Origin of the sequence: Paracoccus nototheniae, from assembly GCF_004335005.1 — a bacterium.
GTDB classification, from domain to species: Bacteria; Pseudomonadota; Alphaproteobacteria; order Rhodobacterales; family Rhodobacteraceae; genus Paracoccus; species Paracoccus nototheniae.
The window spans coordinates 1-5,899 of sequence record NZ_RQRT01000124.1; the positions used below are offsets into that span (position 1 = coordinate 1).

Sequence of the window (5,899 nt, forward strand, 5' to 3'; positions counted from 1 at the left end):
GGAAAAAAGGGGGCCATGCGTGCCATCTGCGCGGCAGTCAGCCAGAAAAGGTCGCTCATGTCACCGCTCCGTTTCTGGGCCGTGAATCACGCCGCGAAACGGAAATCAATGCATCCTGACCCTAGCATCCTGAGCGCGGTAAAATTTGCCCCGTCAGCCGTCGTGTTCGGCCAACCACGCCTCCATCATCTCGATTTCGGCCTCCTGGGCTGCGATGACCTCTTCGGCCAGGGTCCGTACTTCGGGGTTCGAGCCGTGTTCCAGCACGATGCGGGCCATGTCGATGGCGCCCTGATGGTGGGGGATCATGCCGCGCATGAAGTCCACATCCGCATCGTTGGAATATTCGACCTCCATGTTCGTGTGCATCTCTGCCATCGCCTCGCGATAGGCCGTGGTCGCGGGCGTGTCGCCGGGCTGCGCCTCGGACATGGCCATGTCGCCATGCGCCGAATGATCCATCTGGGCCATGTCGCCATGGGCTGAGTGGTCCATTGCCTGCTGGGCAAGACCGGGGGTCGCAAGGGCAATGGCCGTCAGCAGGACGGGGACGAATGTCTTCATGGCAGGGCTCTCCTTTTCCTGCCTTGTCAGATAGCCCTTCCCATCGTTGGAAGGTCAAGACTGCCACAAAATCGTGATGCCGCGCTTGACCTTCCCATGATGGGAAGCCCCATATCCCTGTCACCGCAACCACGGAGCCCCGCCCATGAACATCGGTGATGCCGCCGCACGCTCGGGCGTGTCGGCCAAGATGATCCGCTATTATGAACAGATCGGTTTGATCCCGGCGGCCGCAAGAACGGCCTCGGGATATCGCGATTACGCGCCGGACGATGTCCACATGCTGCGCTTTATCGCCCGCGCCCGCGATCTGGGCTTTTCGATCGCCGAGATCACCGAGCTTTTGGACCTGTGGCGCAACAAGGACAGGCGCAGTGCCGATGTGAAGGCCCTGGCGCAGGCGCGTGTCCGGGATCTGCGCCACAAGATCGCGCATCTGCAAGACATGGCCGACACCTTGGAGGATCTGGCGAATGCCTGCGCCGGCAACGAGCGTCCGGGCTGCCCGATCCTGCAACAGCTTGAGACGCCCGAGGGGGGCGACAACAAGGTCACCCGCAAGCTGTCCGAAAAAGGCTTCAAGGCAAGGATCGGGTCATGATCGATCGACGGATGGTCACGACGACGACGGCTGCCTGCCCGTTGGCAACCCCGACCGTGGCAGGCGCGCGTCGGGTGCAGGTCCGGGCGCGGGTGTTCCGCTTGCCCGAATGTGGATGCTGCGGTGCCTGGGTCGCGCATCTCGAACAGCATGGCTTTGCTGTGGATGGGGTGATGACCCAGGACATGGAGGCCGTGAAGAACCGGCATGCGGTCCCGACGCCCCTGCGGTCCTGCCATACGGCCCTGATCGAAGGTTGCGTGATCGAGGGCCATGTGCCCGCCACCGACATCCGACGCCTGATCGATGAGCGCCTGCAGGCGAGAGGCCTCGCGGTTCCCGGCATGCCTGTCGGATCACCCGGCATCGAACTGGGCGGCGCGCGCGATCCTTTCGACGTCATTCTCTGGTCCGGGTCGGACACCCGGATCTTTTCAAGCCATCGAGGTTGACCATGACCCCTTTCAACGCCAGATCCGCGACCCTCCATCGGATGGTCATGACACAGCATATGTGCCCCTATGGCCTCAAATCGCTCGATCTGCTCAGGCGTCAGGGTTTTGACGTCGAGGACCGTCATCTGACCACCCGCGCCGAGATCGATGCCTTCAAGCAGCAGCATGAGGTTCAGACCACCCCGCAGACCTTCATCGGCGGCCAGCGGATCGGCGGCTATGACGACCTGCGGCGTCATTTCGGAAAGACCGTGCGGGACAAAAGCGCGACGACTTACCGACCGGTGATCGCCCTCTTCGCCATGGCCGCCGCGATGGCGCTGGCTGTCAGCTGGGCGGCCTTTGGTCGGCTGATCACGGTCGCTGCGGCGGAGTGGTTTGTGGCCTTTGCCATGTGTCTTCTGGCCCTGCAGAAGCTGAAGGACGTTGACAGCTTCGCCACGATGTTCCTGAACTATGATCTGCTGGCCCAAAAATGGGTCCGCTACGGATACGTCTATCCCTTCGCCGAAGGGTTGGCGGGCGTTCTGATGGTCGCGGGCACGCTGATGTGGCTGTCGATCCCGGTCGCCCTGTTTATCGGCACGATCGGCGCCGTGTCGGTCTGCAAGGCGGTCTATATCGACAAACGAGAGATCAGATGCGCCTGCGTCGGCGGCGACAGCAATGTGCCCTTGGGCTTCGTCTCGCTGACCGAAAACCTGATGATGATCGCGATGGCCCTCTGGATGCTGGTCAAGGTCACCATGTTGGGACATTGAGGGTGCGTCAGGCTGATCTTCGTCGTGCCCTCAGGGTGTCGGGACAGGGGTCATCGCGTCGATCAGCTCTCGCGTTCCGATCAGATCGCCCAGATCGACGGCCAGCGGGGCCTTGCCTTCAAGGGCGTCCAGAAACGCGGAAATCAGGTCGCGGTGGCTGGCATGGTCGAAGGCCATGGGATCGACCGCGCTGCCGCTGGCGCCTTCGCCCCCAAAGGTCTGCACCCTGCCGTCGTGGTGAAAAACCTGCGCCTGCAGCCCGTCGATGCGGATCGTCATGCGCTCGAAGATCAGCGTCATCGTCTCTGGCATCCCCGGATAGCAGGCGGTCGTGGCCATGATGGTGCCGGGCGCAGCGCCGGCTCCGAAGGTCGCCAAGGCACAGACCATATCCTCGGCCTCCATCCGATGAGCCTGGCTGGTCACGGCATGGGCGGCGGTGATCGTGATGCCGCCGCTCAAGGCACGCAGCACGTCGAGTGTATGAATGGCCTGCGTCAGCAAGACGCCCCCACCGTCCCGGGCCAACGTGCCGCGACCGGGCTCGTCGTAATAGGATTGAGGGCGCCACCACGGGATCAGACAATGGGCGCCGCAAAGATTGCCGGGTTCCTGCGATGCGATGCAGTTCGCCACTGCGCGAACAGCCGGTCGGAACCGATGCTGCAGCACGGGCGCGGCGAAGAGGCCCAGGGCTTTTGCCCGGTCCGCCAGAAAGCGGGTGTCGTCGGTCACCAACCCGCCGGGCTTTTCGATCAGCACGTGCTTGCCCGCAGACAGGATGCGCGCGCCCAGATCGTGGTGGGTGTCGGGCGGGGTCAGCAGGATCACCGCATCCACGGCAGGGTCGGCAAGAACAGCGTCCAGATCAGCCGTTGCAGCCATGCCATAGGTCGCGTCAAACGCGGCCCGTCGGGCGGGACTGCGCGCGACCGCATAGGCCAGATGCGCCCGGCCCCTCAGATCGGCAAGGCTCGCCATATGCGGCGCCAGAGCCATGCCGAGGCCGACGATTGCCACTGTTTTCATGCCACCTCCGCCAGCTGCATCAACGGCTTTTCCTCAAACCATCCGGTCCTTGCGCAAGACCGCAAACACTAGATCCGAAAGGGCCTTCGAAGAACGGATCTCCTCGTCCCACAGCAAGATTTTGCTCTCTGCAAGCCCTTCCTGTCCGGTCCATGCTTCTGCAAGCGCCTTGTTCCAATTCATCCCCGTTCCCGACAGCCGCATCCGCGCCCAGATTATCGTGCAAAGCGAGCCCGGCCCATGACAGATTTCATGAGGGCCTTTCGTTCAAGAAGACGATCATGGGCAATGCCTGCCTTCCGGACAATGCGAAATGACATCGAAAAGGATTGCGGAATGCTGCTCCATGGCAGGATATGTGAATCGATCGTTTCACATATGAACTCGGCCCGACGACGGCGGAACCGCCACGGACATCCCGACCGAGGTCAACCGGGCCAGATGGCCGCTGGCAGTCTGACGCGTGATCGCTGCGATCTGCGCCAGTTCGGTCGCGATCAGGGCCCGCCGATCCATCAACGCGGCCAGCATGTCGGCGCGCGGGCTCGCCCACGACGGCGGCACTTTCGGCGATGCGGGTCGATGTAAGGCCATGCGGGGTCCATTGGCGGGAAACACCGTGGCGCAGAACCACGGGGAATGCTTCGGCACGGGCCGAAGCATCAGGGTCGGGTTAATGAGCTAGGCTGGCGCTTGATGCCCGCCGCAGCAGGATACGCCACGCAGTGTCAGCAGCGCGAGACGGTGCAAACATTCAGGGTGAATGACGCCTGCCCCCGATGCGGGATCAGGTTCCGCTCGGAAAGACCTGCCCGAAAGCAGCGTCGCCGCGAGCGGAGAACAGGATCGCGCGGCTTGTCTGATCCCGCCTGGCCCAGGACAGTGCCTCGAACCGCCCCAGGAAGGCGCGGCCCAGGCTGCCGGCCAGATGGGGGCGCCGCTCGCTCCAGTCCAGGCACTCGCGGCACAACGGAACCTTCTTTTCGCGAAGGACATCGAGACCGATCCCGAACCCGGTGACGAAGGCAGCACCGTCCTCTGTCAGGATGAGACCCTCTTCGACAGCACCCAGAAATCCCCGCGACACCAGGCTTTCATAGAGCCGCGTCCCCATTTCGCCCGCCAGATGATTGTAGCAAACCCGCGCGTGGCGCAGCGTCTCATCTTTGGGCCCGGTCCGCTTTCGCAGATGACCCGCGCCTGCGGCAAGGCCCATCAGCGCCTCCAGGACATGCGCGACATCGTCGCTCGCCAGCGCGAAATACTTGTGGCGGCCTTGTTTTCTGGGGCGCAGCAGCCTGCCTTCTTCCATCCTGGACAGATGCGCGCTTGCCGTCTGGATCGTCACACCGGCCTCTTCGGCCAGTTCACTGACGGTCAATGCCTTGCCGCTCATCAACGCGGTCAGCATGTTGGCCCGCGCAGGCTCGCCGATCAGGGCGGCGACATAGGCGATATCCGGTCCTTCTTTCATGCTTCGACGTTAGGCGAAGCATGAAAGCCTCACAAGGTGCTAGACTGTTCGGACAGGCTGACCAAAAGGACCACGACATGCTGACATGCGTCATCCGCTATCATATCGACCCGACCAAACGCGCCCAGTTCGCCGCGTATTCCCGAAACTGGGGGCAGGCCATTCCGCGCTGCGGGGCAGAGTTGATCGGGTATTTCGCCCCGCACGAAGGGTCCAGCACCCTGGCCTATGGCATCTACAACGTCGCAAGCCTTGCCGATTACGAAGCCTACCGTGCCAGATTGGCGGCCGATCCGATAGGCCGTGAAAACTACGAATTCGCCCAGAGAGAGAAGTTCCTGCTGCGCGAGGACAGGACCTTCCTGAAACTTGTGTCCACCCCCGATGACACGGACGGTGCTGCATGATTGTCGTCATCTTCGAGGTCCATCCCACGACAGGTCGCAAGGAAGACTATCTGCAGATCGCAGCCCAGCTGCGCCCGATGCTGGAGCAGATCGAAGGCTTCATTTCCGTCGAGCGGTTCCAAAGCCTGACCGACCCCAGCAAGATTCTGTCACTGTCGTATTTCACGGACGAGGCGGCGGTTGCCCGGTGGCGCACCCTTTCCGCACATCGCAGCGGGCAGACCCAAGGACGGAACGGCATCTTCGACGACTATCGCATTCGGATAGCGCATGTCCTGCGCGACTACGGTATGTTCGATCGTGCCGAGGCCCCCGCGGACAGCAAGCTGGCGCATGAGCAATGACCGCGATAGGGCTGCGAACGGCCTATCGCACGCAGCGCATCCTGGATCTGCCTCTAACTCGCACAAGGTTCTGTCACGTCGATCTGCCTTGCCCGGCGGCGCGACCGGCGTGATCGGGCGGGGGCCAGGAGAGTTCGGCCCAAAGCGGCCGGTCGAGGGCACAGCGCGACTGTGGGGCAGTGTCCTCAGACCAGCCGTTTGCTCAGCGCAGCAAGGTCAATCGGGCAGGATCCGGTTTGTGCCGGGCAAAGCCCCGGGGCCTCG

The 5,899-nt window shown here is 63.0% G+C and carries 10 protein-coding genes; 5 read left to right on the top strand and 5 right to left on the bottom strand.

Annotated elements, in window-relative coordinates; all coding sequences use genetic code 11:
* Nucleotides 1-153: 153 nt before the first annotated feature.
* Nucleotides 154-564: a CopM family metallochaperone gene (gene copM / locus EG885_RS21540; RefSeq protein ID WP_131578762.1), complete on the bottom strand. Its 411-nt coding sequence runs from the start codon at nt 562-564 to the stop codon at nt 154-156.
* Between the two features lie 145 nt (nt 565-709).
* Between copM and cueR the strand changes: the two genes are divergently transcribed.
* Genes cueR through EG885_RS21555 form a run of 3 tightly spaced genes read left to right on the top strand, consistent with a single transcriptional unit; the run spans nt 710 to nt 2,381 of the window.
* The gene (gene cueR, locus EG885_RS21545; RefSeq protein WP_131578764.1) at nt 710-1,165 is read left to right on the top strand and encodes a Cu(I)-responsive transcriptional regulator; all 456 of its coding nucleotides are present in this window, start codon (nt 710-712) and stop codon (nt 1,163-1,165) included.
* Entirely contained in the window at nt 1,162-1,617 is a 456-nt protein-coding gene (locus EG885_RS21550; RefSeq protein ID WP_207392379.1) for a DUF411 domain-containing protein, read from the top strand. Before cueR ends, EG885_RS21550 begins: the two co-directional genes overlap by 4 nt.
* A 47-nt stretch (nt 1,618-1,664) precedes the next feature.
* The gene (locus EG885_RS21555) at nt 1,665-2,381 is read left to right on the top strand and encodes a glutaredoxin family protein (RefSeq protein WP_278248504.1); all 717 of its coding nucleotides are present in this window, start codon (nt 1,665-1,667) and stop codon (nt 2,379-2,381) included.
* Between the two features lie 30 nt (nt 2,382-2,411).
* Here the strand turns inward: EG885_RS21555 and EG885_RS21560 are convergent, their stop codons facing one another.
* From EG885_RS21560 to EG885_RS21570, 4 genes are all read right to left on the bottom strand, one after another.
* Nucleotides 2,412-3,410: a Gfo/Idh/MocA family oxidoreductase gene (locus EG885_RS21560; RefSeq protein ID WP_131578766.1), complete on the bottom strand. Its 999-nt coding sequence runs from the start codon at nt 3,408-3,410 to the stop codon at nt 2,412-2,414.
* Between the two features lie 33 nt (nt 3,411-3,443).
* Nucleotides 3,444-3,593, bottom strand: coding sequence for a hypothetical protein (locus EG885_RS22915; protein ID WP_165571265.1), 150 nt, complete (start codon nt 3,591-3,593; stop codon nt 3,444-3,446).
* A 189-nt stretch (nt 3,594-3,782) separates the two neighbouring features.
* Entirely contained in the window at nt 3,783-4,004 is a 222-nt protein-coding gene (locus EG885_RS21565; protein WP_207392381.1) for a helix-turn-helix domain-containing protein, read from the bottom strand.
* 193 nt (nt 4,005-4,197) lie between these two features.
* Nucleotides 4,198-4,884, bottom strand: coding sequence for an ArsR/SmtB family transcription factor (locus EG885_RS21570; RefSeq protein WP_131578768.1), 687 nt, complete (start codon nt 4,882-4,884; stop codon nt 4,198-4,200).
* Between the two features lie 77 nt (nt 4,885-4,961).
* Between EG885_RS21570 and EG885_RS21575 the strand changes: the two genes are divergently transcribed.
* Entirely contained in the window at nt 4,962-5,291 is a 330-nt protein-coding gene (locus EG885_RS21575; RefSeq protein ID WP_131578770.1) for an NIPSNAP family protein, read from the top strand.
* Nucleotides 5,288-5,635: an antibiotic biosynthesis monooxygenase family protein gene (locus EG885_RS21580; protein WP_131578772.1), complete on the top strand. Its 348-nt coding sequence runs from the start codon at nt 5,288-5,290 to the stop codon at nt 5,633-5,635. Before EG885_RS21575 ends, EG885_RS21580 begins: the two co-directional genes overlap by 4 nt.
* Nucleotides 5,636-5,899 lie beyond the last annotated feature (264 nt).